The organism is Thermobacillus composti KWC4 (assembly GCF_000227705.2).
In the GTDB taxonomy this organism is placed as follows: Bacteria; Bacillota; Bacilli; order Paenibacillales; family Paenibacillaceae; genus Thermobacillus; species Thermobacillus xylanilyticus.
In genome coordinates this window covers 1,098,319-1,123,545 of the sequence record NC_019897.1, presented here as the reverse complement: position 1 = coordinate 1,123,545, position 25,227 = coordinate 1,098,319, and the positions used below count along the sequence as shown (strand labels likewise).

Below are 25,227 nucleotides of genomic sequence, written 5' to 3'. Positions count from 1 at the left end.
CCCGAATCATCCTCCTTGCACGACGACGCGCCGGAGCGCCCGCCCCATCAGCCACTCTCCGGCGGCGGCGAGCGCCGCAAGCCAGATCATCTGGATTCCGATGCCCGCGAGCGCCTCCCGCACGCCGATATGGCCGGTGTACACCCGGAACGGAAAGTCGACCGTCCAGCGGAAAGGCAGGAGACCCGCGATCGTCTGCATCCAGCCCGGCATCAGCGGTACCGGCACGATCATCCCCGCGAAAAACTCACCCGCCACCGCGATCATGAGCACCGAACCGACCGGCGACATCGTCCAGAAGACGGAGATGTAAACCAACATCGAGATGGCCGCGACGAGCAGGAGGCCGGAAAGCAGCGCCAGGGTGAACAATAGAAACGCGGCCGGCGACGTCGGAAGCGGCATCCGGTACGGTTCCGGCAGGATGAAGACGACAAGCGCGACGGGCAGGCAACGAAGCGAAGCGGACGAAAGGCGCGCCGCCAACAGCTTGGCGTACCAGATCGGATAGAGCCGCCAGGGCCGGCACAGTTCATACGCGATGTTGCCGCCGGTGATCAGTTCGAACAGCTCGCCGTCGAACTGCCACAGCACGATTAGCGCGAAGAACATTTGCTGCAGCCAGACGTAGGCGACCACTTCCTTCAGCGACATCGGCTGCGCCGCGCCGTTATGCGTGTAGAAGGCAACATACACCATGATGAAGATGAGGCCGAAGAACAGCTGCGTCAGAATGCCGGCCGCGGCGGCCGCCCGATACTGAAGGCCGGTCAGGAACCGCATTTTCAAAAGGGACAGCGGCGCATTCATACGCGATGCTCCTTGTACAGTTGCAGAATCAATTCGTCAACAGGCGGCGATCCGATCTCGACATCGGCCAGTTCGCCTCCGGCCGAAAGCCGATTAATCAGATCGGTGATGTCGATCCGATCGGAGTCGAAGGTGTAGACCGCCCGTCCGGACGACCAGGACAGGCACTGCACGCCCGGCACGTCGATCGGGCTGGCGCCCGCCTTGTAGTCGACCGTGATCGTCTTCTGTGTGCCGTAGCGGCTGCGCAGTTCGGACAAGCTGCCGTCGTAGAGCAGCGTTCCCTTGCCGATCATCAGGATGCGGCCGGCCAGCGCCTCGATGTCGTGCATATCGTGGGTCGTCAGGATGACGGTCACGCCGCGTTCCCGGTTGATCGTCCTGATAAAGTTTCGGACCGCGATCTTGCTCTCGGCATCGAGGCCGATCGTCGGCTCGTCAAGGAACAGGATCGCCGGGTCATGCAGCAGCGAAGCGGCAATCTCGCAGCGCATCCGCTGGCCGAGGCTGAGCTGCCGCACCGGCGTGCAGAGGATGTCGGCGAGGCTTAACATTTCGGTCAGCATGTCGAGATTTTTCCTGTAGATGCCGGGCGGAATGGCATAGATGTCGCGCAGCAGCTCGAACGAGTCGATGACCGGCACATCCCACCAGAGCTGCGACCGCTGGCCGAACACGACGCCGATGTGCCGGACGTAGCGGACGCGGTCTTTCCAGGGCGTGAAGCCCATGATGGAGCAGGTGCCGGCGTCAGGGACGAGCACGCCGCTCATGATCTTGATCGTCGTCGACTTGCCGGCGCCGTTCGGGCCGATGTAGCCGACGATCTCGCCTTCGCGGACAGTGAACGAGATGTCCCGCAGCGCCTCCACGATCGTATGCTCGCGGACGAAGAGCGCCTTGACCGCTTCCGCGAACCCCGCCGATCGCTTCGCCACTTTGAACGATTTGCCGATGCCTGTGAGCGTGATGAGACTCAAGTTTTCACCCCTTTGGATCTGTGCGGTTCCCGAATTGCAGAAAAAAATATATCCAAAGAGGAAAGAAAAGTATAGACTTATAAAAAATGATGAGTTATAATACTATCATAAGGAGCGGAAAACGCGCCCTTACTTTAATACTGTCAAAAACGGAATTCCGGCACAGGTTGTGCCGGATTTTTTGCTGCTGCCGGGGCGCGCGGCGCTTGCCGGCGGGGACGCAGTTGGCAGGCTCCGGTTTGTCAAGTGCAGGGCATTCATCGTGGCAGACGCGCGTCGGCAGCTAAACACGGATGGAGCTGCCTTATGCCCAACGGAAGCAGGAGCCGCTATTTTGCCAATATTGCCGCCTGCGGAATTGTTACGGAACTGAGCGCTCTTATTAAGCTTCTGCAGATGGTTTTGGGCCCGTCCGGAACCGAATAAGACTTCTCAGTTCCGTTGCGGCAACGAACATGCGGTTTTCGGGATCCATAACGTCTATGGGTTCCGTTGCCCCGTCCGTCCGCAGTGCCGTCTGTCCGCAGTGCCGCCTGCCGTCAGCGCTCCGTGCCGCCTCCAAGCCTACCCGCAGACCGCGCCGCCCGCCAATAAAAAATGCCGCGCTCAACGCGGCATCTGTCTCACACGACGCAGATACTCCGTGACATGCTCATCTTCCCTCCGGTTATAGGCGAAGCCGCAGCGCTCCGCCACCGCCGCCGCGGCGGTCCGGAACAGATCCGCCATCTCGAACAGCGCGTTCCAGATCCGGTCGTAATCGCCGTCCGGATACGTGCGCACCAGCTGTTCCCACATGGCGGGCGGAAGATGCCGCTGCAGATACTTGCCTTCCTTGCCCGGGTCCGCCTTGTAATCCGACATCTCCGCGACGTACCACTTCAACATCTGGATCAGCATGGCGCGTACCGGGCCTTCAAGCATCGCCTTCGCGTACGGCAGTTCGCGCCGCCACAGCCCTTTCGCCACATACGTGCTGACCCACCAGAACTCGTTGCAGCAACCTGCGAACCGGGCGGCCGTCGGCGGCTGCGTCAGATAGCTGCGATTGCTCGGCGGCGGCAGCTCGCCGATTGCGCCGTCCTTGTCGAGCAAGAGGACGCTGAGGCTGTCTTCTTCCATTTCGCCGAGCCGGTCAACCGGCCAGAACGTCAGATCGATCCGGTTCCCGTCTTGAAACAGCATGAGGAACGCAAATCCCGGCCGGCTGATCTCCGCCGGAAACAGCGCCGCATCATCCGGCGTCTGCATGATGAGCACGTCGCCGAACCGGCCGATCCAGCTCCGGTCGCGCACGAACGGCTCCACTTCGGTGACCGCATAGACGATATCGTAGTCCTGAAAACAATCGCGCGGCGCATCCGGATTCGCCCGGGAACCGTTCAGGATAACCGCCCGCACCCGTTCATCCGCCTTCGCAAACCCGACAATCAGCTCCATCATATCCCGCTCCGACCGCATGCCGTGACCTCCCGACTGTATTAGCGGCTCCCGGTGCCCCGCAAACTTCGCAAAAAACGCCGTCTCCGGTTTCGCCCGCCATTCTTCTATTGTACAATAACGTCAAAAAACGGGGGCGTTCGATTTGAAAATGGCATTCATCCTGTTCGACGGCATGACCTCGCTGGACGGGATCGGATTTTTCGAAGCGGTGACGCGGCTGAGGCTGATGGAAGGCGGCGAAAGCGTGTCCTGGGATTTCTGCGCCATGAAGGAAGAGGTCTCCGACGACCGTGGCATCACGTATCGCGTGAGCAAGGTCCGGCCGAATCTGTCCGGTTACGATCTCGTCTTCGCGCCGGGCGGCATGGCCACGAGAACGCTCCGGCACGATGACGATTTTGTCGGATGGATCCGGACGGCGGAATCGGCCAAGTGGAAAATTTCCGTCTGTACGGGCGCGCTGCTGCTCGGCGCGGCGGGATTCCTGCAGGGAAAAAGGGCAACGACGAACGCATCCGCCTTCGAATTGCTGGAACCGTACTGCGCGGAAGTCGTGAAAGCTCGGGTGGTCAGGGACGGCCATGTCATTACGGGAGGCGGCGTATCCGCATCCGTCGACCTCGGACTCTACGTTGTGGAACTGCTGAAAGGCGCAGAGGCGGCACGGATGATTCAGCAGCAAATGGAGTATCCCTGCTATCTCGGAGCCGACGGTTCCGACATTTACATGGCCGAAGGCTGAAACCGGAGCGAAATACCATCGGCAAAAAAATAACTGCGGGAGCCTTACTCCCGCAGCTTCAGTCCGTTTTCGATTTCCTCAACCGGCAGGAACAGCGGCCGTTCCTGGCCGTGCGGCGTGTCGGGATGGTGCGTGCTGATCCACAATTGCCCCTGAAAATCGCGGAACAGACTCGAGTGCCCTGCGTTGCGGTCAAGGAGCAGCCGGTCGTCGTGCGTCCAGGGTCCCTCGATCCTGCCGCTTGCAGAGCGGGCAATCGCCACCGTATAGCCGCCCAGCCCCGCGTCGCCGTAGTTCGGCACCGAATAGCTCGACCAGAGCAGGATCAGCTCCCCGTTCCGGGCCTTGTACAGAAACGGCGCGTCGGTCAGATATCCCTGCTTCTCGATGCGCGGATCGCCGAACAGCCGGATCCATTTCATCTCCGCCGCGTTCAGTATCTCCACCGGCTCCCCGTACGATGCCTTCAGATCGCGGGTCAGCCGCAGCGCCTTGATCCTGCCTTCGTAAATTTCCGTCCACTCGTGGCAGAACACGATCCAGCGCTGTCCGTCTTCGTCCTCGTAGAACGTGCCGTCCAGACACTCGCAGCCCGGCAGCGTCACCGGGCCGTCGCTGTGCGGCCGGTAGGGCCCCGCCGGATGGTCGGCGACAAGAATGCCCGTCCCGCGGTTTTCGCCGATGCCGCCCTTGAAAGACGCGAACATGTAGAATTTCCCGTCAATCTCGAACACTTCCGGCGCCCAGTAATGCCGGACGCCCCAGAAACCTTTCGGCGGCTGAAACGCGACGTATGGCCCGGTCCAGCTCCGCAGATCTTCGCTGACGTACACTTCAAAGATCGGATCCTTGTCCCCGCAGCCGTCCGCGAACGTCGTGCCGAACAGGTAGTATTTTCCTTCTGCGGCATGCGGAAACACGAACGGATCGCGCATATGGATGTCGCTCACGTCCACCGTCCGGATCGTTCGAAAACCGGTCTGCATCCGTTTGAGCTCCCCTTTCCCCGTCTGGATTCAACTCATGTCTGCTCCCGCAGGACGCCCGGATGCCACATCGCGTTGATCCGGCGGATTTGCTCCGGATCGCACTTCGGCCTGCGGTCGTAGGTGAGCAGCCCGTTCACTTCCTGCTCCACGTCGGTAAGCTGGGTGTAGCAGAATCCGTGAAGGACTTTGGACGCGTAGACCGCCTCCATGATCCGGCGATACTCGCGCACGAACTCCTCCTCGCTGCCCGCGGTCGTGTAGCCCCATCCCTGTTCATCGGAGATCCGATAGGCGATGCCGCCGAACTCGGTGAGCAGGATCGGCTCGCCTTCGTGCGTGAACCCGTTCGCGTAGATGGCGCGCCGGCCGGGCTGCGAACGCAGAATTTCTTCCTTCGTCGACAGCGACGCCTTGAAATATTCGTATTTGTCCGGTTCATCCGGCTGGCCGTGGTTGTAATTGTGGACCGCGCAAATATCCGTCTTCGTCAGCTCCCAGCCGTCGTTGGAGACGACGAGCCGTGTCGGATCCAGCGAGTGGATCAGGCTGTACAGCGCCAGGCTGTGGTGTTGCTGCTGCCTGCTGCTGCGAATATCCGGCACGCCCCAGCTTTCGTTGAGCGGCACCCACGCCACGATGCACGGGTGGTTGAAGTCGCGCTCCACGATCTCGATCCACTCCCGCGTCAGACGCGCCGCCGCGTCCGTGGAGAAGGAAGGCGCCGACGCGCATTCGCCCCATACGAGGAAGCCCAGCCGGTCCGCCCAATAGAGAAAACGCGGATCCTCCACCTTCTGGTGCTTGCGGCAGCCGTTGAAGCCCATCGCCTTCGCCAGCTCGATGTCCCGCTTGAAATCTTCGTCGCCCGGCGCGGTGAGCAGGCCGTCCGGCCAGTACCCCTGATCGAGCACCAGTTTCTGGTAATAAGGTTTGTTGTTCAGATACACCATGCCGCGCTCGGTGTGGATCTTTCGCATGCCGAAATACGATTCGGCCTCATCGACCGCCCGGCCGTTCTGCCGCAGCGTGAGCTTCACGTCGAACAGGTTCGGATTTTCCGGCGTCCACGTCCAGCCGTCATGGTGGACCGCCGTGCGGAAGATGTTCCGGTTCATCAGATGATACGACCGCTTCACATAAGGCTCGTGGATCACGATCTGATCCGTAACGACCGTCCGGCCTTTGAACGAAATTTCGATTTCGAGCGTTGCGCCCGCCGCGGCGCGCGTCGTCTCGAACTCCGCGATCACGTCGCCGCGGTCCAGGTCCGGCTGGAACTTCACCCGGGCGAGATGCGCGTCGGATACAGCCTCCAGCCACACCGTCTGCCAGATGCCCGTCGTCGGCGTGTACCAGATGGCGTCCGGCTTCTCCAGCCAGAATTGCTTGCCGCGCGGAATCGTCTCGTCCGTCGAAGGATCTTCCACGCGCACGGCCACCTGCTCTTCCTCCCAGGTCAGCGCGTCCGTGATGTCAAAATGAAACGGCGTATGCCCGCCTTCGTGCATCCCCACGTACCGGCCGTTCACATACACCCACGCGCGGTAATCGACGGCGCCGAAGTGAAGCCATACGCGCTTTCCTTTCCAGGCCGCATCCACCTTGAACCCGCGCTTGTACCACACCCAGTCATGGAATGAAGCATCATGAATGCCGCTCAGTTTCGACTGGTAGGCAAAAGGCACCTCGATGCGGCGGGACAGCTGATGATCCGGGCGGAACCATTTTTCATTCAAACCGATGTCGGCGTCGTCAAATTCAAACTGCCATGTGCCGTTGAGATTCTGCCACTCTTTCCGGACAAACTGCGGTCTCGGATATTCGTTGCGGCGTGCCATCTTACCACTCCTGTGCCTATGGTGTCTGTATCTTGCTTCATTTCTCCCGTACGAAGGGTCCCGGCTGCGGCGCCGTTCCCGGTTCCTGCAGATGCACGGTCGGCCAGCCGTCCTCCCAGATGAGCGGATCGATCATCATCGGCCGCCTGGTCGCCCCCGTGATCAGCGTGGGATCGTCCGCATCGATCGCGTGGTAGACGATCCAGTCGCCCCCCGCGTCATCGGTGACGACGGCGTTGTGACCGGGACCGACGAACTGCCGTCCCTCCTGATCCGGCACCGCGTTCGCCGCCAGTATGGTCGTGCCTCCGCCTTCCCGCAAATCCCGTCCGTCCCGGTCCGTGTACGGCCCGCGGATCGATTCGGCCCGCCCGATCTTGACGTGGTAGGAGCTGAACGCCCCTTCGCAGCAGGAGCCGACGGAGCCGAAGAAATAATAGTAATCGCCGCGTTTGACGATATACGGCGCTTCAAACTGGTTGTCCGCAATCTGGAATTTCTCGCCCACGGTCGAAAGGCCGTCCGCGGACAGTTCGATGCCGTAAATGCCGTGGAAACTGCCCCAGATCAGGTACGGCGTCCCGTCGTCATCCCGAAAATAGAAGGGGTCGATCGAATTGGCGACGCCGATCGACTCGCTCGTGAACAGCACCCCGTGGTCGGTGAACGACCCGTCCGGTCTGTCGGCCGTGGCCACGCCGATGCCCGGATTCGGGTCTCCCCAGGTGGAGTACGAGTAGTACAGGTAATATTTACCGGTCTCCTCGTGAAAAGAAATGTCCGGCGCCCACAGCCAGCCTTCGTCCTTCCAATCCGGCTTCACCTCGAACGCGTCCCGCACGAACTCCCATTCGGTCAGGTTGCGCGACCGGATGATCGGCACCAGGTGCGCGGTGCCGTCGTCCCAGGTGTCCTCCGTGCCGTAGGCGTAAAACCAGCCGTCCTCCCCCCGGATGACGGAAGGGTCGGCCAGCACCGGCTCGAACACCGGGTTTTGATAGGGCGCCGGCGGGGTCTGGGCCTTCTCGGCTGCCTGCGGCTTCACCGCAAGCCGGACGCCGATCGCGGCCGCGGCGGCCAGCACCCCGAGCGCGGCGATCCACAGCACCGTTTTTCGCATAGCGGTTGCCATCTTTCGGCTTCCCCCGTCCGTCATTTGATGCCCGAATGAATGATGCCCTTCACGATCGACTTCTGGGCGAGCAGGAAGACGATCAGGATCGGCAGTGTCGCGATCACCGACAAGGCCATCAGCTTGTTCGGGTAGTTCACATAGCTGCCGTGGGTCATGACCGCGATGCCCGCCGTCAGCGTGAGCATGTCCTCGTTGCCGCCGGAGACGTAATAGGGCCAGATGTAGTCGTTGAAAATACCCATGAACGTGATGACGGCCAGCGTCCACAGAATCGATTTCGAGGCGGGCAGAAACATCCGGACGAAGATCTGCCATTTGTTCGCCCCGTCCATGTACGCCGCTTCCTCGATTTCCGTCGGATAGCCGAGGAAGAACTGGTAGAGCAGGAAGACGCCGAACACGCCGGCCGTGGCGGGCAGGAAGAACGCGCCGTACGTGCCGATCAGACCCAGATCCTGGAACAGGATGTACTGCGGCACGAACCAGACGATCCCCGGAATCATCATCGTGCTCAGGAACATCGAGATCAGCGCCTTGCGGAACGGCACGTCAAGCCGCGCGAGACCGTACGCCGCCAGCGCGTCGATCGTCAGCACGAGCACGGTCCCGACGGTGGATACGATCAGGGAGTTGATGATCCAGCGGATAATGGGCACGTCCAGATCGCCGCCCCTCAGCGCCTCGATGTAGTTGATCATCGTCGGTTCCTTCGGAATGAAGCTGAGATCGGGCAGGAACGCCTCGATGTCGGTTTTCAGCGAAATGGTAACCATCCAGATCAGCGGCACGATAAACATGACGCCGATCGCCGTCGCCAGCAGGATCAGCAGCGACCCGCGAATCTTCGCGCTCATCGCTCAACCCCTCCTTCCCGACAGGAGACGGTAGATGACCGTCGAGACGACCATCATGATCAGCCCGAGCACGATGGCCATCGCGGACGCCGCGCCGCCCTGATGCTGTCCGTACGCCACGGCGAAGATGTTCATCAGGAGCACCGTCGTCTCGTAGCCGGGCCCACCGCGCGTCATGAGGAACGGCTGCGCGAACACGTTGAACGAGGCAATGATGGTCATGATGAGCACGACCGTGCTGATGCTCCGGATCGACGGGAGCGTAATGTGGATCAGCCGGTGCCAGGCGTTCGCTCCGTCCAGCCTTGCCGCTTCGTACAGCTCCTCCGGCACCTCGTTCAGCCCGTTGATGAAAATGATCATGTTGAACCCGACCGTCCACCAGATCGTGCAGAAGACGAGCGCGATCCAGACCCACGGCGTATCGTTCAGCCAGCCGATGTGCGGACCCGCAAAGCCCAGCCTGTCGAGCAGGATGTTGAGGAACCCCGTGTCCGTATCGAACACCCGCATCCAGATCGTCGCCATGACCGTCGCCGAAATCGCGTACGGCATGAAGAAAATCGTCCGGTAAAGGCCCCGGCCCCGGGTCGAGAGGGCGTTCACGAGCAGCGCGAGCGCCAGCCCGACGATCACGAGGAACGGAACGGAGTAGACCACGAACTTGAACGTTCCGGTCAATCCGCGCACGAACTGGTCGTGAATGTACGTGTCCGGCGTGAAAATGTTCTTGTAGTTTTCCAGGCCGATGAACTCGCGCGAGCCGAGCATGTCGTAATCCTGGAAGCTGAGCACGATGCCCGAAACGAGCGGATACAGCAGAAACACGGCAAAGCAAAGGAAATAGGGGAGGACAAATAAACTGGAGGTCAATTTCGATTTCCAGCTGCCCCGCATCCGATCCACCACCCCTTGTCAATGACAGGGCGGGTATTGCTACCCGCCCGCTCAAGCGCACGAACGTCCATCATTGTTTTTTGGCTTCTGCCGCCTGAAGCGCTTTCTTCTGCGCTTCGTCAAGCGCCTTCTGCGGCTCGGCCTTGCCCAGCAGCGTCAGGTTGACCTGCGTCCACAGCTCGCCGACAATCGAACCCCAGTCCGGGATCGGCGGCGCGAAATGCACATAGTCGAACTCCTTCGCCACTTCCGTTTGCTGCTGCGTGAGCTGCTGGAATTCGGGGCTTGCGAGCACCTGTTTCGACGCGACGGCCTGGCCGGACTCCGCCCAGTCGAGCGAGTGGCCCGCCACATATTTCAGGAAGTCGCCGATCCCTTCCAGCTTCGCGGCGTCGGTCTGTGCTTTCGGCACGACGAACGTATGGGAACCCCCGAAGACGCCCGGCTGGTCGAAGAACACCGGAACCGGCGCGACACCGTAGTTGATGCCGGCTTTGTCCCATTGGTCCTTCATCCACGGACCGTTGAACTGGATCGCGTTCTTGCCTTGCAGGAACAGCTTCACTTCGCCGTCCTGGGCCACGTTCTCGGGCGATACCTTGTGTTCGAAAATCAGGCTCTTCAGGAACGCCAGCGCATCCACCGCTTCCGGCGAGTTCAGATTCGGGTTGCCTTCGGCGTCCACCAGATCCGATCCTTGCTGATAAATGAGCGACGGGAAAATGAACTGTTGCGGCCACAGCGTCGGCATGACGAAGCCCCATTGCCCCTTGGACGGATCGGTCAGCTTCTTCGCGGCCTCCAGGAATTCTTCCCGGTTGGTCGGCGGATGCTCGATGCCGGCTGCCGCGAACAGATCCTTGTTGTAGTACATGATCAGCGGATGGATGTCGAGGGGATGCCCCACCATTTGCCGTCAATGGTGGCGTAATTGACGGCCGCTTCGACATAGTCTTCCTTCGTGATGCCGGCCTTGGCGGCCAGATCGTCCATCGGCTGCAGCAGATCTTTTCTGGCGTAGGTCGGAATCGCATCCAGGTGCATGATCATGAGGTCCGGCATGTTCTTCTTCGTGCCGAACGCGTTGTCCAGCAGTTTGTAGTAGTCGCCGCTCGGCTGGATCTGGAATTTGACCTGGTAGCTGTCGGACTGCTCGTTGTAAGCGTCCACAATTTTCTTCATGAACGGGCCGTCCGGACCGGAGAACGGCGACCAGAACACCAGCTCCGTCTTGCCCTTCGGAGCGGAATCGCCGGAAGGCGCCTCCGAATCCGAAGAACCCGTCTGGTTATTGTTTTGGGTTTGGGAATCAGACTTCCCGGAACCGCCGGAACCGCAGGCCGACAGCGCCAGGACAAGACATGCCGCCAGGGCGAAATGCAGCCATTTCAAACGCTTCACGTCGAATCATCCCCCGAGTTTTGGTTTTGTCTGACATAATCCAGTTTCAAGCGCAGGTCCGTCTCATAATTGCCGAACTTCCGTCCGAACAGATTCATGCCGCCGTCGTTTATGGCGTCGGGTTTGATCCCGATGCGGACCGTCAGGTAAGGCAGATCATCCAGTGCCAGTTCGTCGATCGTCAGACCGGAAATATGCCTGCCGTCGATGAAGGAGCCTTCGGAATTGACGCGCCACGTTTTCAGAAGTCCGTATTGCGTGTTTTCAACCCCCCACCACTCCGGTGTGAGCAGACCCCTCTCGCCTCCGAAATCGCCGGGACTCGTCCAGGTTCCCACCTCCTTTCCATTGATCCACAGTGTAATATCTGAAGGCCAGTCCCTTTTGTGGAGCGGCGCTTCCGAACAAATTTCCATGGACAGTTCCAGATGGCGGGTGACCGCCCCCCGCGGAACCCGGTTCGGGAACCGGTATTCCAGATAGCCGCGGCGGAACCAGATCAATTGCGCCTGAATCCGTTCCGGTTCGAAGAACGCGCGGGGGTCATCCATTTCCCCGATGATGGAATGTTCGCTCAAGATGCCGCATGGGGCGGATACCTGTGAATCGACAAACTGGCCGATCGGAAGCGACACTTCCACGCTCGATTCCGAAGGCTCGGACCTGACGTGCGTAAGGTCGACCACAATCCGGCTGTACACGGCCGAACAGAGCTTCTGCGTGCCGCGGGTGCCGGGCACCATCTCGGTCTGGATCAGCCCGGCTTCCTCCAGCTTCCGGATGTTGATCGCCGCGGTCGAAGCGGGAAGGCCGAACATTTCGGAGATTTCCACGACGTTTCGGGGCTGTCCCAGCAGCGCCTTGAAGATCTCCACGCGCAAGTCGGTTGAAAGCGCCTTCGCGATATGAATGAATTCATCAAGATTTGTTGTCAGAATGCGGTTCAGCTTTTCCTTGCTGGAATCGTCCCGTTCGATTTTCATCGGTTTCCCCTCTTTTCTTCAATTTGCGACAATAAAAATTGTACCATACTCGAAAAGAGGTTGTTTAGAACAAATATTATTGTTTGTAATCGCTTTTAATTATAATTTAGGACAATTATTTTTGCAATATACAATTCATTTATCCGCTAAAAAAAGATTTGAAACAATATTTGTTGTTTCAAATGAAGATTCTGATAATTTTATCATTGACCCTCCCCGTTCGCCGGCGATATCCTTTTAAAAAAATGTTCTCCCTGCACCGAACCAACCCGATCCGGGCGACACTTGTATCCATGAAAGGCAGGTGAAGCCGCGTGGCAAACCTTGATGTTCCGGCAACGGCGGGTGCGGCGCTGGAGCGCAGCCATCTGGAGAAACTGTACTATTTCGCCTTGCGGAAGACGGGCAGCCGCCACGAAGCGGAAGATCTCGCGCAGGAGATCGCCGTGCAGGCGCTCGCGAGCCTCGCCGGCGGCAGCCGTCCGGCCGACTTCGACCGGTGGCTCTGGGCGGTGGCGCGCAACCGCTATGCCCGCTGGGCGAAGGAGCGGCGCAGGCGCTCGGCCGACGTCCATGACGAACGCGTCCTGTCCGCGCAGACCGACGACAGCCCTTCCGCCGAAGCCTCGCTCGTCCGGGCCGGCGAGATCGCAGCGCTTCGGCGCGAACTGGCACTGCTGACGGCGGAATACCGCGACATCGTCGTCGCCTACTATTTCGCGGGCGAGCGGATCGCGGACATCGCGGCGCGGCTCGGCGTGCCGGAAGGCACGGTCAAGCGGCGGCTTCACGATTGCCGGAAGACTATCCGGGAGGGGATCGAGATGGCCAGGGAGACGGGCGTGCGGAGCTTCAAAGCCGAACAGGTGGATTTCAGCAAGAGCGGAACGGACGGACGGGACGGCTCGCCGTGGAGCCTGATCAACCGGCTTATTCCGAAGAACATTCTGCTCGCGGCATACCGGAACCCAATGACGCTGGAGGAATTGTCCCTCGAGCTCGGAGTCGCCATGCCGTACATGGAAGAAGAGGTGCGGCTGCTCACGGAAGGGACGCTGCTCAGGGAAGTGGCGAAAGGCAGGTACGAGACGGATTTCATCATTCTGGACAAGGACACGCGGCTTGCCATTTTCCGCAAGCTGGAGGAGACCGGGCGGACGTTCGCCCCGCTGCTCATCGAACTGCTCGATGCGGCGATAGAGGATGTGCAGCGGGCCATCGGACAAAGGTTCGAACGCGGGTTCCTGCTCTGGACGCTGATTCCGCTGGCGGTGGACAGCATCGCCGCCGAAACACACCGCGGCGGCGGCGTGCCGGATTATCATGCCTACACCCTCCGTCCGCACGGCGGCCGATGGGAAATCGTCGGATACGAGAAGTGCGACTTGCCGTACAACCTGTTCATCGGCCACAACGGCAGCGGAGAAGGCCGCGGCATCATGTTTCATTACAAGCTCGGGCTGCCCGGCCTGTGGGACCGCGCGGGCGAACTGAACCATTTCGAGACGCGCGTCCTCGCTGACGCCATCCGCACAGGCGCCGCGCAGGAAAACCTGAGCCGCGTCGAAGCCGGCGTGATCCGCAATCTGATCGAACGCGGCTTTCTCGCCGACCATCCGGAGCGGATCATCCCGAACTTCCCCGTGTTCCGGCGCGAACATAGGGAAGCGCTCCGCTCGTACAAGGAGCATCCCGCCTATATCAAGCTGCTGGACATCATGAACGGGCTGTACCGGGATGTGCACCACCTCATCGGCCAGGGCTGCCCCGCGCGGCTCGCGGAACAGCTCAAATACGTCTCCGGCGCGCAGCTGTACGACATGCGGATGATCTGCCTGCGCCATGCGCTGGCCGAAGGGCACATCGCGGAGCCCGAACAGCCGGAACGCAGCACGATCGCGATGTATTTGGATCTGGACCTGAAGATGGAATGAAAATGCAAAAGGCTTCCCGGCTGATCCGACCCGTGGATCATCGGGAAGCTTTTTTCACATTCACGATTGCACCGCCGACGGGCGTTTGACCCGATCCGCGGGCGCCGCCGCCGCGGACAGGCCGGCCAGATGCGCCTGCCAAAGGCTGACGCCGAACACGAGCGCGATCGCCCAGAACCAGCCGTGGATGCCGAGCAGCCCGGCGATGACGCCGCCGATCGTCGGACCGGCGAGGCTGCCCGTGAACTGCCAGGCGTTCGCGATCGTGTAGGTGCGGCTCTCCATCCCCGGCGCGACGTTCCGCCGGATCTGCGCCTGGATGTTCGGCAGCATGCCGGCGACGCACAAGCCCATCAGGAACCGGCAGACGACGATGACGCCGTAACTGTCGGTCACCGCCTGGATCACGCTGAGCGCGATCGCGAGCCCCGTCGCCGCTTTCAGCAGCACGGGCGGACCGATCCGGTCCGCGACGCGCCCGAGCAGCGGCGAGAACAGGATCACGGCGAGCGACGTGACCGCGAGGGCGAAGCCGAGATTGAGGCCGCCCTCCCACCAGCGGTGCTCCGCGCGCTCGATGTAGAACGCGAGCAGCGGGCTGGTGCCCGTGATGCAGAAGTTCGTGCAGAACGCGCCGAGCAGCAAATGCGGGAACGGCTTCCGGCGCCAGATCGCGGCGATGTCCTGGATGAGATTCGTCTTCGCCGCCTCCGGCGCCGGCCGCCGCGGCGGTTCCCGCACGAGCAGCGTGACGATCACGGCGCCCGCCACGAGCAGCACGCTCATGAGCGGGAACGTCTCGCGCGGCGCGAGCGCCGTCATCGCGGCGGCGCCGAGGATCGGCCCGAGCACATGGCCGCTCTCGCCCATCATCTGCATGAGCCCCGCCGAGAACGCGACCCGGTGGCGCGGCGCGCCGGTCAGCACCAGAATGTTGGAGAAGGGCAAAATTCCGGTGAAACAGCCCTGCAGGAAGCGGAGCAGCGTCAGCTCGGCCGGATGGCTCGCGAACGCCATGAGCGACGTGACCGCCGCCATCCCGAAGCCGGACCAGACCATGATCGGCTTGCGCCCGATCCGATCGCCGAGCCGGCCGAGGATCGGCAGCATGATGATCATCGCGAGGAAGTTGGCCGCGAAGGCGATGCCCGTCCAGGTCGTGAGCGCCGTTCCGGACAGTCCCAGTTCGGCGAGATGGCGGGAGACGATCGGCGCATAAATCCCGTGCGATGTCGAGATGAGCAGCTGCACGGCGAGCAGCGCGCCGAACTGCCGCAGCCAGCCCGGCGCCATCAGCCGAAGACGCGGTCCAGGAACGCCGCCGTCTCGGAGACCGCGATGTCAAGCGCGGGCGTCGTCCCCGCGTACGGGTCTGCCGCGCCAAACCGGTGATCCGCGCCGGGAATGGCGACGAACGACTGGTGCGGGGCCAGATCCCGCAGCGCCTTGAAATTTTCCAACAGCCGCTCGCCGTCCGCTTCGCCTTGCACGATCAACACGGGAATCGCGAGCGAAGCGAACACGCGCCGCGCGTCGAACCGTTCGCCGTTCCGGTCGAGGTCGTCGATCAATGCCTGCTGCGCGGGCGTCAGCTCTTGCCCCTCCTCCGCCGAGGGGCGGATCGGCGCGCCGCCGCCGTTCCAGACGACGGCCGCCTTCACCTCCGTCAGTTCGCCGGCGATCAGCAGGCCGCTCGTCCCCGCGCGGCTGTGGCCGAGCACGGCCAGCCGCCCCAGGTCGGCCCCCTCAGCCAGCGGCAGCTCCCCGCGGACCGCGGACCGCACGATCGTCCGCCAATCCTCCAGCTCGCGCGACAGCGTGACGGTCTCGGCCGCCTTCCGCGCGTCGCCCGACTTCGCCGCGGCGATGCGCGCGAAGTTGAACGTCACCGCGTAATATCCTTGCCGGGCGAACCGCTCCGCGATATCGGGCCAGAACGCCCAATCCTTGTGCCCGCGAAAACCGTGGCCGAGCAGCAGCGCCGGCTTTCGCCCGCCGCCTTCGATCACCCGGACTTCGCCCTCCAGCACCGTGCCGTCCGCCTGCTCCAGCTTGAACGGCGCGAGTGTGACCGCCGTCTGCGTGCCCATTTCGCTCTCCCTCCTATTCCGCCCGCAGAATCCAGTCTTCGATCTCGAAGTCGTTGTCCGCGAGCTTCTCTTTCACCAGAAAATCCTTCGTGCCTTCGAGCAGCTTCAGCCCTTCCTCCGTGAACGGCGTGTCCTTGATCGTCGAGACCGGGCTGACCTGCTTCACCAGCTCGGGCGTCGTCTTCTGGATCTGCGCCACGAGCTCGTAGTACTCCTCCTCATGCTGCAGCAGATCTTCCAGCGCCTTCAGCCGGATCTCGTTCCAGACGCGCGGAAAATCGGGGAACCGTTTCAGAAAATCTTCCGACGCCACCGTCACGCTCGTGCCGTACAACTCCGGATGCTTCGACGCGTCGTCGATGTGGATGAATCCCTGCTCGATCTGCTTCAGCGCGTTGACGCCGTTGTTCGTCATCGCGTCCACCTCGCCGCGGGCGAGCGCCGCCTCCCCGTCCGGCCGCAGCATGTGCACCAGCTTGTAGTCGGTGACGCCCTCCTTCTCCAGTAGCCCGACGAGATACCGGTGCATGAACGAGCCCTTCTGGGTGGCGATCGTCTTGCCCTTCAGCTCCTGAACCGACTTCGGCCCGTCCTTCTTGCCGATCAGGTAGCCGATGTTTTCCGTCAGCCCCTGCGCGATGAGCCGCGACTTCGCCCCCGACGAGCGGGCGAGGATCGCCGGCGTGTCGCCGAGGCTGCCGAAGTCGATCCGGCCGCTGATGAGTGACTCGCTCTGGTCCGGACCGTTCGGAAAACCGACCAGCTTCACCTCGGCGACGCCGTACTTCTTCAATTCTTCCTGGATGATGCCCTTGTGGAACCCCCAGCCTTCGGCGCCGGTCGGCAGGTTCAGATCGTTCAGGCCGATGTAGCCGTAGGTGATGACGGACGGCACGCCGCCGCCGGATTCCGCGTCTCCGCTCACGGCCCCGCCGCTGCCCGCGCCGCATGCCGCAAGCAGCAGCGCGGCGGCGGCCAGCACGCCCGCCGCGGCCGCGCGCGCCCACAGGGTTCGTCTTCGCATGCGTCTTTTTTTCGCTGTCACGTTGATTCGCGTCCTCCCCGGGCTCAGCCAAAATTCGTCTTGACGTACAGCTGATACAGATATAAGCCTCTCGGAATAAAAATTCCCGCATCGGCTCTGGCCTTTCGGCCAGGGTCTTGTTTTGTTTCACCCCCAAAAAGGGATGCGAACAAACTTTCCTCTTGACTTTTTCAAAACGCCCCAATAATCGCCGAGAAGGCAGTTTTTGCCTACCTCTTGGAGAATTGGGTGATCGTTTTGAAACTGGTTTCTCGCTCTCATCACGACTACTTGACCTTCGTATGCGAACAACTGCGAAAGGAGTACGACACACCGGAAGCCATGTTGTTCTTGCAGCACTTCTACGGCGACTTGATCTTCTGGATCACGGCGATCGACCTGTCCGCCACCGCTTCCTTGATGCGTTCGACTTACTCCGCCAATCCCAAAGGCCGCAAGCCTCACGACCCCGCCGACATGCTCCGCTGCTTGCTTCTCATGACCAAGCTCGGGTTGAGCGTCGATGAGGGGGTCATCGCGATTCGTACGACGCCGGTCTATGCCATTCTCTGCGGCTTCAAACCCGGACAGTCGCCGGGTGTCGGGACGTTCTACGACTTTTTCCCGCGGCTCTGGCGGGCATCCACTCCGCATAAGACAGGACGACTCAAACGCCGCTTGAAGAAGCCGCGAAAGAAAGGCAAAAAGAACGAAAAGCAGGAACCCAAAAATCCGAAAATTACGGAGAAACTCGTCTCCCGCATCCTGCGCGAAGGCCAGATCCACTACACGCCCAAAGAACATGATCTCTTGCAACAACTATTCCAAACGATGTTCGTCCTGCCTTCTGCGGCGAAAGGATTACTTGGCGATACCCGTTCTTTTCGCGTCATCGGCGACGGCTCTCCGGTTGAAACCGGCGCGCGATCCTACGGCAAGTTCCTTTGCGATTGCCGCCAGTCGGGCAACTGGAAATGTTCCTGCAAACGGCAATTTTCCGATCCGGATGCCGATTGGGGCTGGGACAGCTATCGCGAAAAATATTACTACGGGCGTACGCTCTACATGTTCACGTCAGCGGATAGTCCTTACAATCTGCCCGTGTACCCGCGACTGTTCCGCGCCAGCCAGCACGATGCCGTGTCCTGGATTTGCGGTTACCGTGAACTTCGCTACTGGTACTCGGATTGGAAGGTGGGAGAGGCGATCCTGGATTCCGCCCACGACGCCCTCCCGATCTATACCATGCTGGAGCATGATGATGTTTCCGCCATCATCGACCTGAATCTCAGGCGCTCCGGGCAAACGGTATACCATGAAATGAAAATTGATTCCGACGGCGTTCCTGTCTGCCCGATCGGACGCAAGATGGTCTGCTGGGGCAAGTGTCCAGGACGACAGCGCATCAAGTGGCGCTGTCCTGCCAAAGTCGGAAAATGGGAATGTCCGACTCCATGCTCGCCTTCCGCGTACGGAAGAACGTTCTACACATCCACGGCGGACAATCCACGCCTGTTTCCGCGCATCCGACGCGACAGCAAGGAGTGGAGAGCGCGTTACGCATTACGAACCGGCGTCGAACGCTGCATCAAGCGCCAGAAAGTCGATTACAACCTGGAAGCTTCGCGCGGGCGCAGTTCCCGTCACTGGAACATTCGCGTGTACTTGATCGCTATGTGCCAGCATGCTGACGCATGGCTGGAAGAAGCAAAGAAGCAACGCCAGCCGATGTCCATTGAGGAGTGGCTGAAAGGCTTAACAGCCGCTTGATGAAGCACGGTTTATATAGCATTTTTTTAAAATGCCCTGGATTAGGGTTCTTCGGCATGCACATTCTTGAAAACAGCTTTCAAACATGCCATTTCATCGGCGCTTCTGCCTCATTCACCCCTCATTCAGACTCAGAACACCTGCTTAATTCCGAGCCTCTATAGATATTCATGCTGCGCGACCGGCGTCCGGCCCGGTCCCCAGCCGACTTTCTCGCGATAGCCGCCGATGAGCCGGGAGCGCTCCAGCTCCTCCTCGCGGACGCCGGACGGCGTTTCCGCCTCGGGCGCCACATAGAGGGCGTCGACCGGGCAGTACAGCTCGCACATGAAGCAGGTCTGGCAATCTTCCTGCCGCGCGATGACCGGGATGCCGTCAGTCCGGTCGAACACGCGGGTCGGGCAGACGTTCACGCACTGGTTGCAGGCGGTGCATTTCGTTTCGCTGATGATCTCGATCAAACCAGCGCAGCCTCCTTCCCGACCTGCTCGGTCCGGACGGCGACCTCGTCGAGCCCGCTGCTGACCAGGCGGTGCTTCTGCGACTCGTCCAGCGTGCGGAAGTCCTCCCGCTTGTGCATGCCGCGCGTCTCGGTCCGATGCAGCGCGGTCCGGTACATCCAGCGCGCGGTCGCGGTCATCGCCGCCGCTTCGCGAGCCTTCACCGCATCCGTCGTGAGCGGCACGCTGCTGCTGCGGATGTCGCGCCACAGCCCGTCAAGCCGGACGAGCGAGTCGTTCAGCCGCTCCTCCGTGCGGAACAGGTTGCGGTCGTACGGCATCACCTCCGACTGGACGGCGCGGATGAACTCCGCCGTCCGCTGCGGCGTCTGTCCCTGCCGGCCCGCGATCGCCTGCGAGGACAGCCCGCGCAGCCGCCGCCCGGTTCCGCGCTGTCCGAGCTTCAGCGCGTAATCCGCCGCGCCTTCGCCGGCGAACGTGCCGGACGACATCGCCCACGCCGCGTTGTGCGAGCCGCCGCCGGTGAAGCCGCCGCAGATCAGCTCGCGCGTCGCCGCGTCGCCCGCCGCGTACAGGCCCGGCACTTTCGTCGCGCACGTCTCGTCCGTGATGTGGATGCCGCCGGTTCCGCGCACCGTGCCTTCGAGCCGGAGCGTCACCTCGAACAGGTCGCGGAACGGATCGATGCCCGCCCGGTCGAACGGCAGGAAGAAGTTCGTCTGGCTCACGCGCAGAAGCGGCCGGATGTCCTCCGGCGCCTGATCGAGCCGCGCGAACACCCGATGCCCTTCGAGCAGCTTGCGCGCGATGACCGAGCGGCCGCGCTGCGAGCCCGCTTCTTCGATGACCGTTCCGTCTTCGTAATAGAACGTCGCGTAGCGGTAGAACGCGGTCTTCGTGACGGACGAGAAGACCGGGCAGATCGCGTAGGCGTTGGAGAATTCCATGCCGGACAGCTCCGCCCCCGCCTCCGCGGCGAGCAGATAACCGTCGCCGGTCAGGACGTTGCAGCCGAGCGCCTTGCTCAAGAACGCGCATCCGCCGGTGGCGATGACGACCGCGCCCGCGCGCACCGTCCACGGCTCGCCGGTCTCGAGCCGGATGCCCGACGCGCCGCCGACGCCGTATTCGTCCGCCAGCAGCTCGAGCGCCGGGCTGTGGTCGAGAATTTTGACGCCGGCCTTCTTCACCAGCTTGCGCATCAGCTTCATGTATTCCGGCCCTTGCAGTCCGCGCTTGTGCGGCTCGCCGAATTCATTGAGCGGGAACGGATAGCCCCACTCCGCCAGCCGGTTCATGTTCGTGTACGTCTGATCGAGCACCCGGTCCATCCACCGGTTGTCCGCCAGAAAGCCGCCGAGCGCGTAGCGGCTCTCCTTCGCCTGACGCCGCAGGACGGGATCCGGCTTCACATACCAGACGCCGGTGCCCGAGGGCGCCGTCGCGCCGCTCGTGCCGCAGTACCCTTTGTCGACCAGAATGACCTTCGCGCCGCGGGAAGCCGCGCTGATAGCCGCCCACGTACCCGCCGGACCGCCGCCGATGATCAGCACGTCCGCTTCCAGGGACAGCTCGTTATGCCGTGCGTGCGCAATGCTCATGGTTTCATCCTCCCTCATGCTTGTTCATCTATGATTTATCCGTGATAGCTGTCGCGCCAGTGCAGCAGCCTGCGCTCGAGCAGCCTCACGAACGAATCCAGCAATTTGCCGACGATTGCGAAAATGACGATGCCCGCGAAAATGATCTCCGTCGTTCCGTTCTGCTTCGCGGCGTTGATCAGAAAGCCGATGCCGTTCGTCGAGCCGAGCAGCTCCGCGACGACGAGGCCGAGCCACGAGAGCGCGAGCGACAGCCTGAGGCCGAGCAGGATGCACGGCATCGCCGCGGGAATCATGAGCCGCGTCAGCCGCTTGCGCCGGTCGAAGCCGAGAATGCGGGACACCTGAACCAGCTTCTCGTCCACGCCCCTGATCCCCATGAGCGTGTTGATGTACAGCGGGAAAAAGGCTCCCTTCGCAATGAGAATGATCTTCGACGTCTCGCCGAATCCGAACCACAGGATGACGAGCGGCGCGATGGCGAGGTGCGGGATCATGCGCAGCATCTGCATGCTCGGGTCCAGCACGTATTCGGCGTTCCGGTTGAACCCGGCGATCAGCCCGAGGATGAGCCCGAGCCCGCCGCCGAACAGAAACCCGACGGCCGCGCGCCGGACGCTGACCCCGAGATGGTGCGCGAGCTCGCCCGAGGCGATCAGGTCGCGGAACGCCTCCAGAATGGCGAGCGGCGTCGGCAGGAAGAACGGGTCGATCAGGTTCGCGTCGCCCGCCAGCTGCCACAGGGCGATGACGGCGACGGGAAGCGCGGCGCCCGCCAGGAAATCCGCGCCGGCCTGCCGGATCGGGCGCCCGCCCCAGCCTCTCCGGGCGGGGGCGGCCGCATCCCGGATCTGTCCCGGGCGCAGCGTTTCAATGTTTTCGCTCATGGTAAGCCTCCTTTTCGCCGGAATGATCGGCTGAGATTATCGGCCGGCCTGTCCCGGCCGGTCAGCCTTTGTACCCTTCCCGCCAATGCAGCAGCCGGCGCTCGAGCAACCGGACGAACACGTCGACGAGCACGCCGACGAGCGCGAACAGGATGATGCCGACGAAGACGACCGGCGTCTTGTTGAACTGGCGCGCGTCCGACATCATGTACCCGATGCCGGAGGTCGACGCGATCAGCTCCGCGACGACGAGGCCGAGCCAAGCGACGCCGAGCGACAGCCGGACGCCGAGCAGAATGTTCGGCAGCGCCGACGGGATGACGAGCCGCATCACCTGCTTCGCCCGGCTGAACCCGAGCACGCGCGCGACTTCGAACAGCTTGTTGTCCGCGCCTCGGATGCCCAGGAACGTGTTGATGTAGAGCGGGAAAAAAGCCCCCTTGGCGATCAGCAGCACCTTCGACTCCTCGCCGATGCCGAACCAGAGCACGAACAGCGGCGCGACGGCGAGATGCGGAATCATCCGGATCATCTGGATCGACGGATCGAGCGACCGCTCCGCCCGGCGGAACAGCCCGACGAGCAGGCCGAAGAAGAGGCCGAGCCCCGTGCCGAGCGCGAACCCGAGGGCGGCGCGCACGAAGCTGATGCGCAGATGCATCCACAGCTCGCCTCCGGATACAAGCCGCACGAACGTCTCCGCGATCGTGAGCGGCGTCGGGAAGAGCAGCGTCGAGATCCAGCCCATGTCGCCGGCGAGCTGCCATCCGCCGAGCAGCAGGACGGGCAGGATGGAGCCGAGCGCGACGATCGTCGCCCGGTTCGGCTCCCGGCGGACTCCGGATTCGATCGGTTTGGCCATGTTCACCCTCCTCTCCGCGCCGCGGTCACAGTCCGGCCCAGTCCGCGGCGACCGGCTCTTCCGGTTTCTCGAATTCGCTCAGCACGCGGAAACGCATCTCCTGGAACGCGCTGCTCGCCTTCTTGCGCGGATACGGCAGATCGTTCACGATGACGCCGCGGATCGAGCCCGGCCTGGGCCGCATGATGACGATCCGGTTCGCGAGGAACACGGCCTCGTCGATGTCGTGGGTGACGAACAGCATCGTCGTCCGGTTCGTCTGCCAGACGTCGAGCAGCACTTCCTGCATGTGCGCCCGCGTGAAGGCGTCCAGCGCGCCGAACGGCTCGTCGAGCAGGAGCACCTTCGGGCTGCGGAGCAACGCCCGCGCGATCGCGACCCGCTGCGCCATCCCGCCGGACAGCTCGCGCGGATACGCCTTCGCGAATCCCTGCAGCCGCACCAACTCGATCAGCTCGTCGACCCGCTTCCGCACCCCGGGATCCCGGAGCGACAGGTCGGCCGCAATATTGCGCTCCACCGTCAGCCACGGGAACAGGCGCGGCTCCTGGAACACGAACCCCTTGTCGATGCCGGGGCCGGCCACGCGGCGCCCTTCCAGCAGCACGTCGCCCTCGTAGCTGTCGTCAAGCCCCGCGACGATCTTCAGCAGCGTGCTCTCCCCGCAGCCGCTCGGACCGATCAGCGTGATGAACTCGCCCTCCCGCACGCGGAGGCTGACGTCGTCGAGCGCGTGGACGCTGCCTTTCTGCGTGATGAACGTTTTGCTGACGTGCCGAATGTCGAGTTGATCCGCCCGGCTCTGGCTCATCGAATCATCCTTTCCCTGTCCCAAGCGGAACGGAGGCATCCTCCGCTTCGAGAATGCCTCCGTCCGTACGGTCGACGTTATCGTTTTTTCAGTGAACCAACCGGCTCCCGGCCTGCCGGGCGCCGAAAACATACTGGCGGATGCGGTCCGTCAAACCGCCTTTGCCGAATTTGAGGAATTTGCCGTCCTCCTCGTCGGCTTGCTCGCTGCACGCCGCCAGAAACAGCAGGATGAGCCGCCTGCGCTCCCCGATGTCGCGGCAGCCGTGCTCGTACAGCCAGACATCGATCGTGTTGTACACGCCGCGGTTGATCCGGTAGCGGTTGCGGCAATATTCCGCGAATTTGTAGTCCGGCCAATGGATGACCTCTCCCGCGGTTTCAGCCATCGGTGCACCTCCCGATATAAACGCCAAGAAGACTTTCCGTCCGCATCCGCAGCAGAAAGTCTCCATTGGCATGGTCGACAAATTTTGATAATTCCAATCCACTTAGTGGGTATAAGCTGATGAGCAACACTTTAGCACGGGGATGACAGTCTGTCAACCGCCTGTTTGGAAAAAAAAATGCGGGGATGCGCCGTACGTGGTGCAAAAATGCACCCGATTTTCTCCGAAAACGTCCATAAAGCTCCATCTGGTGCAAATGTGCACCTTATTCGGAGCCGCCCGCCAAAATCGTCCGAATGTGGTGCAGATTTGCACCACATTGCGCTGCGGAGAAGCCGACAGGCTCGATCTGGTGCAGATTTGCACCAGATCGCCCGCGATGACGGTATCCGGGCAGCCGCCTGACCCGCTGAAGCGCCCCGCCGGGGCGTCGCCGGCAACGGTCCCCGCAGCGGGCGCGAGCCGGGCGGAATGCCCGGTCTGCCGCGGCGCTCCGGCACACGCGCCATCCAGGCAACGGCCCGGCCAGCCGCCTCGCCTGCGCCAATACACCGCCGCGCGGGCACGCCGCCCGGATCACATCGCCTCGTCCGCGCTCAGCGGCAGCTGCCAGTCGATCTCGGGGAGGCCGTTCTCCCGCAAATACAGGTTCGCGCGCGAGAACGGGCGGCTGCCGAAGAAGCCGCGGTACGCCGACAACGGACTCGGATGGGGCGAGCGGATAAGATGATGGCGCGGATTCGTGATGAGCTGCGCCTTGCTCTGCGCATGGCTGCCCCAGAGCAGGAACACGACCGGCTCCTGTTTCATGTTCAGCGTCTCGATCACGCGGTCCGTGAACGTCTCCCAGCCCATGCCGCGGTGCGAATTCGGCTGGTTGGCGCGCACCGTAAGCACGGTGTTGAGCAGCAGGACGCCCTGCTTCGCCCAGCGGACCAGACAGCCGTGCTGCGGCACCGCGCAGCCGAGATCGTCATGCAGTTCCTTGAGAATGTTCTGCAGCGACGGCGGCTGCGGCACGCCCGGCTTCACCGAGAAACAGAGACCGTGCGCCTGCCCCGGTCCGTGATAGGGGTCCTGCCCGAGAATGACCACCTTCGTGTCGGCGTAAGACGTATAGTGAAGCGCGTTGAAAATATCGTACATATCCGGATAGATGACCCGCGTCCGGTACTCTTCGACAAGAAACTTGCGCAATTGCTGATAGTACGGTTTCGAAAACTCCGCTTCCAGGTAATCGGCCCAATCGTTCCGCAAAATTGCCACGAATTTCTCCTCCCGCTTCCATTATCCGCGCGAAAGGCGGTTTTGTCCACATCACGGCCAT

General features: G+C 62.2%; 22 protein-coding genes and 1 pseudogene. 3 read left to right on the top strand and 20 right to left on the bottom strand.

Annotation, left to right across the window (positions count from 1 at the left end; translation table 11 throughout):
- Positions 1-6 precede the first annotated feature (6 nt).
- From THECO_RS05205 to THECO_RS05195, 3 genes are all read right to left on the bottom strand, one after another.
- On the bottom strand, positions 7-810 hold the full coding sequence (locus THECO_RS05205; protein WP_015254010.1) for an ABC transporter permease: 804 nt from the start codon (positions 808-810) through the stop codon (positions 7-9).
- Positions 807-1,790 (bottom strand): ABC transporter ATP-binding protein, encoded by a 984-nt coding sequence (locus THECO_RS05200; protein ID WP_015254009.1) that lies wholly within the window; start codon positions 1,788-1,790, stop codon positions 807-809. The genes THECO_RS05205 and THECO_RS05200 overlap by 4 nt, the downstream gene beginning before the upstream one ends.
- Positions 1,791-2,396: 606 nt before the next feature.
- A complete protein-coding gene (locus THECO_RS05195) occupies positions 2,397-3,251 on the bottom strand; it encodes an aminoglycoside 6-adenylyltransferase (RefSeq protein WP_015254008.1) in 855 nt (284 codons plus the stop codon).
- A gap of 124 nt (positions 3,252-3,375) precedes the next feature.
- On the opposite strand from THECO_RS05195, the gene THECO_RS05190 reads away from it, so the two are divergent.
- Entirely contained in the window at positions 3,376-3,975 is a 600-nt protein-coding gene (locus tag THECO_RS05190) for a DJ-1/PfpI family protein (protein ID WP_015254007.1), read from the top strand.
- 44 nt (positions 3,976-4,019) lie between these two features.
- Here the strand turns inward: THECO_RS05190 and THECO_RS05185 are convergent, their stop codons facing one another.
- From THECO_RS05185 to THECO_RS05155, 7 genes and pseudogenes are all read right to left on the bottom strand, one after another.
- Positions 4,020-4,961, bottom strand: coding sequence for a glycoside hydrolase family 43 protein (locus THECO_RS05185; protein ID WP_015254006.1), 942 nt, complete (start codon positions 4,959-4,961; stop codon positions 4,020-4,022).
- Between the two features lie 35 nt (positions 4,962-4,996).
- Entirely contained in the window at positions 4,997-6,802 is a 1,806-nt protein-coding gene (locus THECO_RS05180) for a glycoside hydrolase family 2 protein (protein WP_015254005.1), read from the bottom strand.
- 37 nt (positions 6,803-6,839) lie between these two features.
- Positions 6,840-7,934 (bottom strand): family 43 glycosylhydrolase, encoded by a 1,095-nt coding sequence (locus tag THECO_RS05175; protein ID WP_015254004.1) that lies wholly within the window; start codon positions 7,932-7,934, stop codon positions 6,840-6,842.
- A 20-nt stretch (positions 7,935-7,954) separates the two neighbouring features.
- The gene (locus tag THECO_RS05170) at positions 7,955-8,791 is read right to left on the bottom strand and encodes a carbohydrate ABC transporter permease (RefSeq protein ID WP_015254003.1); all 837 of its coding nucleotides are present in this window, start codon (positions 8,789-8,791) and stop codon (positions 7,955-7,957) included.
- Between the two features lie 3 nt (positions 8,792-8,794).
- Positions 8,795-9,688, bottom strand: coding sequence for a carbohydrate ABC transporter permease (locus THECO_RS05165; RefSeq protein ID WP_015254002.1), 894 nt, complete (start codon positions 9,686-9,688; stop codon positions 8,795-8,797).
- A 70-nt stretch (positions 9,689-9,758) separates the two neighbouring features.
- Positions 9,759-10,870: pseudogene (locus tag THECO_RS05160) on the bottom strand (ABC transporter substrate-binding protein).
- A 215-nt stretch (positions 10,871-11,085) separates the two neighbouring features.
- Entirely contained in the window at positions 11,086-12,072 is a 987-nt protein-coding gene (locus THECO_RS05155; protein ID WP_015254000.1) for an ArsR/SmtB family transcription factor, read from the bottom strand.
- Positions 12,073-12,386: 314 nt separating this feature from the next.
- On the opposite strand from THECO_RS05155, the gene THECO_RS05150 reads away from it, so the two are divergent.
- Positions 12,387-14,006: an RNA polymerase sigma factor gene (locus tag THECO_RS05150; RefSeq protein WP_015253999.1), complete on the top strand. Its 1,620-nt coding sequence runs from the start codon at positions 12,387-12,389 to the stop codon at positions 14,004-14,006.
- Positions 14,007-14,066: 60 nt separating this feature from the next.
- Here the strand turns inward: THECO_RS05150 and THECO_RS05145 are convergent, their stop codons facing one another.
- From THECO_RS05145 to THECO_RS05135, 3 genes are read right to left on the bottom strand one after another with little or no spacing between them, the layout of a single operon-like run.
- Positions 14,067-15,299, bottom strand: coding sequence for an MFS transporter (locus THECO_RS05145; RefSeq protein WP_015253998.1), 1,233 nt, complete (start codon positions 15,297-15,299; stop codon positions 14,067-14,069).
- The gene (locus THECO_RS05140; protein ID WP_015253997.1) at positions 15,299-16,096 is read right to left on the bottom strand and encodes an alpha/beta hydrolase family protein; all 798 of its coding nucleotides are present in this window, start codon (positions 16,094-16,096) and stop codon (positions 15,299-15,301) included. Before THECO_RS05140 ends, THECO_RS05145 begins: the two co-directional genes overlap by 1 nt.
- A gap of 13 nt (positions 16,097-16,109) precedes the next feature.
- On the bottom strand, positions 16,110-17,141 hold the full coding sequence (locus tag THECO_RS05135) for an ABC transporter substrate-binding protein (protein WP_015253996.1): 1,032 nt from the start codon (positions 17,139-17,141) through the stop codon (positions 16,110-16,112).
- A gap of 228 nt (positions 17,142-17,369) precedes the next feature.
- On the opposite strand from THECO_RS05135, the gene THECO_RS05130 reads away from it, so the two are divergent.
- On the top strand, positions 17,370-18,890 hold the full coding sequence (locus THECO_RS05130; RefSeq protein ID WP_015253995.1) for a transposase: 1,521 nt from the start codon (positions 17,370-17,372) through the stop codon (positions 18,888-18,890).
- 158 nt (positions 18,891-19,048) lie between these two features.
- Here the strand turns inward: THECO_RS05130 and THECO_RS05125 are convergent, their stop codons facing one another.
- The 7 genes from THECO_RS05125 to THECO_RS05095 form a co-directional block, all read right to left on the bottom strand.
- Positions 19,049-19,351: a 4Fe-4S dicluster domain-containing protein gene (locus THECO_RS05125; protein WP_015253994.1), complete on the bottom strand. Its 303-nt coding sequence runs from the start codon at positions 19,349-19,351 to the stop codon at positions 19,049-19,051.
- A complete protein-coding gene (locus THECO_RS05120; protein ID WP_015253993.1) occupies positions 19,348-20,952 on the bottom strand; it encodes an FAD-dependent oxidoreductase in 1,605 nt (534 codons plus the stop codon). Before THECO_RS05120 ends, THECO_RS05125 begins: the two co-directional genes overlap by 4 nt.
- Before the next feature lie 35 nt (positions 20,953-20,987).
- A complete protein-coding gene (locus THECO_RS05115) occupies positions 20,988-21,839 on the bottom strand; it encodes an ABC transporter permease (RefSeq protein WP_015253992.1) in 852 nt (283 codons plus the stop codon).
- A 61-nt stretch (positions 21,840-21,900) separates the two neighbouring features.
- Positions 21,901-22,701, bottom strand: coding sequence for an ABC transporter permease (locus THECO_RS05110; protein WP_015253991.1), 801 nt, complete (start codon positions 22,699-22,701; stop codon positions 21,901-21,903).
- 25 nt (positions 22,702-22,726) lie between these two features.
- Positions 22,727-23,512 carry an ABC transporter ATP-binding protein gene (locus tag THECO_RS05105; RefSeq protein ID WP_015253990.1) on the bottom strand — a complete coding sequence of 262 codons (786 nt, stop codon included), beginning with the start codon at positions 23,510-23,512 and terminating at the stop codon, positions 22,727-22,729.
- Positions 23,513-23,600: 88 nt separating this feature from the next.
- A complete protein-coding gene (locus THECO_RS05100; protein ID WP_041853808.1) occupies positions 23,601-23,900 on the bottom strand; it encodes a hypothetical protein in 300 nt (99 codons plus the stop codon).
- A gap of 576 nt (positions 23,901-24,476) precedes the next feature.
- Positions 24,477-25,166 carry a uracil-DNA glycosylase gene (locus THECO_RS05095; RefSeq protein WP_015253989.1) on the bottom strand — a complete coding sequence of 230 codons (690 nt, stop codon included), beginning with the start codon at positions 25,164-25,166 and terminating at the stop codon, positions 24,477-24,479.
- Between the last annotated feature and the right edge of the window lie 61 nt (positions 25,167-25,227).

What these genes read in the sequence shown, in the direction of transcription:
- THECO_RS05205 (WP_015254010.1), bottom strand. Translation starts at nt 810, where the DNA reads ATGAATGCGCCGCTGTCCCTTTTGAAAATGCGGTTCCTGACCGGCCTT.
- THECO_RS05195 (WP_015254008.1), bottom strand. Translation starts at nt 3,251, where the DNA reads ATGCGGTCGGAGCGGGATATGATGGAGCTGATTGTCGGGTTTGCGAAG.
- THECO_RS05185 (WP_015254006.1), bottom strand. Translation starts at nt 4,961, where the DNA reads ATGCAGACCGGTTTTCGAACGATCCGGACGGTGGACGTGAGCGACATC.
- THECO_RS05180 (WP_015254005.1), bottom strand. Translation starts at nt 6,802, where the DNA reads ATGGCACGCCGCAACGAATATCCGAGACCGCAGTTTGTCCGGAAAGAG.
- THECO_RS05175 (WP_015254004.1), bottom strand. Translation starts at nt 7,934, where the DNA reads ATGGCAACCGCTATGCGAAAAACGGTGCTGTGGATCGCCGCGCTCGGG.
- THECO_RS05170 (WP_015254003.1), bottom strand. Translation starts at nt 8,791, where the DNA reads ATGAGCGCGAAGATTCGCGGGTCGCTGCTGATCCTGCTGGCGACGGCG.
- THECO_RS05165 (WP_015254002.1), bottom strand. Translation starts at nt 9,688, where the DNA reads ATGCGGGGCAGCTGGAAATCGAAATTGACCTCCAGTTTATTTGTCCTC.
- THECO_RS05155 (WP_015254000.1), bottom strand. Translation starts at nt 12,072, where the DNA reads ATGAAAATCGAACGGGACGATTCCAGCAAGGAAAAGCTGAACCGCATT.
- THECO_RS05145 (WP_015253998.1), bottom strand. Translation starts at nt 15,299, where the DNA reads ATGGCGCCGGGCTGGCTGCGGCAGTTCGGCGCGCTGCTCGCCGTGCAG.
- THECO_RS05140 (WP_015253997.1), bottom strand. Translation starts at nt 16,096, where the DNA reads ATGGGCACGCAGACGGCGGTCACACTCGCGCCGTTCAAGCTGGAGCAG.
- THECO_RS05120 (WP_015253993.1), bottom strand. Translation starts at nt 20,952, where the DNA reads ATGAGCATTGCGCACGCACGGCATAACGAGCTGTCCCTGGAAGCGGAC.
- THECO_RS05115 (WP_015253992.1), bottom strand. Translation starts at nt 21,839, where the DNA reads ATGAGCGAAAACATTGAAACGCTGCGCCCGGGACAGATCCGGGATGCG.
- THECO_RS05110 (WP_015253991.1), bottom strand. Translation starts at nt 22,701, where the DNA reads ATGGCCAAACCGATCGAATCCGGAGTCCGCCGGGAGCCGAACCGGGCG.
- THECO_RS05105 (WP_015253990.1), bottom strand. Translation starts at nt 23,512, where the DNA reads ATGAGCCAGAGCCGGGCGGATCAACTCGACATTCGGCACGTCAGCAAA.
- THECO_RS05100 (WP_041853808.1), bottom strand. Translation starts at nt 23,900, where the DNA reads ATGGCTGAAACCGCGGGAGAGGTCATCCATTGGCCGGACTACAAATTC.